The sequence below is a fragment of the Neochlamydia sp. AcF65 genome (assembly GCF_018342435.1).
Lineage (GTDB): Bacteria > Chlamydiota > Chlamydiia > Chlamydiales > Parachlamydiaceae > Neochlamydia.
In genome coordinates this window covers 1-1,690 of sequence record NZ_JAEMUE010000053.1, presented here as the reverse complement: position 1 = coordinate 1,690, position 1,690 = coordinate 1, and the positions used below count along the sequence as shown (strand labels likewise).

The 1,690-nt window shown below is 39.9% G+C and carries 2 protein-coding genes and 1 pseudogene; all 3 read right to left on the bottom strand.

All coding sequences use genetic code 11. From position 1 onward, the window contains the following. Positions 1-128 (bottom strand): annotated as a pseudogene (locus tag NEOC65_RS10020) (IS5-like element ISWpi1 family transposase); the annotation flags it as partial. Then, positions 128-535, bottom strand: a complete 408-nt coding sequence (locus NEOC65_RS06545; RefSeq protein WP_213156090.1) for a transposase — start codon at positions 533-535, stop codon at positions 128-130. The gene NEOC65_RS06545 and the pseudogene NEOC65_RS10020, both read right to left, overlap by 1 nt. A 281-nt stretch (positions 536-816) precedes the next feature. Next, positions 817-1,542, bottom strand: coding sequence for an IS701 family transposase (locus NEOC65_RS06540; protein WP_349305300.1), 726 nt, complete (start codon positions 1,540-1,542; stop codon positions 817-819). Positions 1,543-1,690 lie beyond the last annotated feature (148 nt).

Here is a 1,690-nt window from a genome sequence, read left to right as displayed (position 1 = left end):
TCCGCCCAAACCTTGGTGATGGTTGAAAATAGGCCTTTGCATTTGTCTAACAGCTTAATTAAGGCCGTTCGATCGTTTTCGTCAGCAGCTCCTACATAGCATGTTAATAAAAAGCCTTGCGTATCCACTACAATGTGCCTTTTACGCCCCTTAACCTTTTTAGCTCCATCATAACCTGTGAGCCCCCCCTTTCTACTGTTTTAACTGACTGGCTATCGACGATGGCAGCGCTGGGATCGAGGTTCCTCCCCATTATAACTCTTAATTTTTTCCTTAAATGATGATTAATTTTCTCAAACAAATGTGCGTCTTTCCACTTCTTAAAGTAAGTGTAAACCGTTTTCCAATGAGGAAAGTCTTTGGGTAGATAATGCCACTGGCAACCGGTTCTTAAGACATAAAAAATTGCTTCCAATAACTCTCTTTTTGTATGTTTAATAGGTCTGCCTCCTTTGCTGTAGTCTAATTCAAAGTAAATCTTAATGGCTTCCCATTCACGATCTGATAAATGACTAGGGCATGTATTGCTCATCATTACCTCCCTTGTCTCTATCTTAAATAAGTTGTTTTGCATCAACCTATTAGACCTTTGATAAAGCAGATGGATAAGGCAAAATAGGGGGTTTTAAGATAACCTCTAATACTACAGTGGTAAATGTAAACATAGCTTTCTTTGCCTTTGATAATGGTAGTAACAAGCACTCGCTTGATGCTTACGACGCCAATTAGACTATTCTAACCAATAGCTCCAGCATTGCTTGATAGAGGTATGTGCATATATCACTAAACGCCTAGCTTCTTGTAAGGTATATCTAATTAAATTAAATTCCGTACTTTTAGAAACTTCTTCATATGAAGCCGACGAGCTTTTTTTTTCTTCTCCAGTAGGTTGAAAGCATCGCGCAAGCCCGAAAGGAAAGTTAAAGCTAATAAACAAAGTGTCATGTGTCGATACCAGCCTGTGTAGCTTCTCACCTCGTAGTGGTCAAGCCCACTTTCTCCTTTAGAAGCTTCAAAGCATTCCTCGATCGTCCAACGACTTCCTGCAGCTTTGGCCATATCTTGTAAAGTAACATTATTGGGACAATAAGCTATATAATAAGCTACATCACGAGGGTCTTTCATGTTACGTCTTAATAAAAGCCAACGTGCCCAACCTTCAGGGCTATCTGAATTGACTTCTAGGCGATACCAATGATAATAGCGGTCGCCTTTCGCTCCTTTTCCTGCCGATAAGCTCTGCCAATCTTTTGGCTTAATTTCTGCAAGAAAGTGGCTGACTGGACTTCGATCAAAATCTACGCTCACATGATAGTTAGAGGGTACAGCTAATATATAAGGGCAGCATTCTTTCTCTAGATAAGCTCTTAGGGGATAAACTCCATATACCTCGTCTCCCACTACCCAAGAAGGCCTGATCCCATGGCCGAAAGCTCGCTGTAGCATCAACATGGCTAATTGTATTTTCGTTTTGAATTTAGCTTCTTTAGGTATACCAGCTCTTGCTCTACGTTCTTCATCTAAAAACCATTCTTCAGGAATATATAGTACTACCTCGTTAAGTGGCTTTCTGATATTAATGTAGGTAAGGTTTATTAATTAAGGAGGGGGCAATGGACCTAGAGCAATTAAACTCTATTCGCGAACAACTTAATGAATGGATTAATGTTTTCAAAGCCAACTTAGGAAG

Coding starts and splice junctions, on each gene's coding strand:
- NEOC65_RS06545 (WP_213156090.1), bottom strand. CDS start 535: ATGATGAGCAATACATGCCCTAGTCATTTATCAGATCGTGAATGGGAA.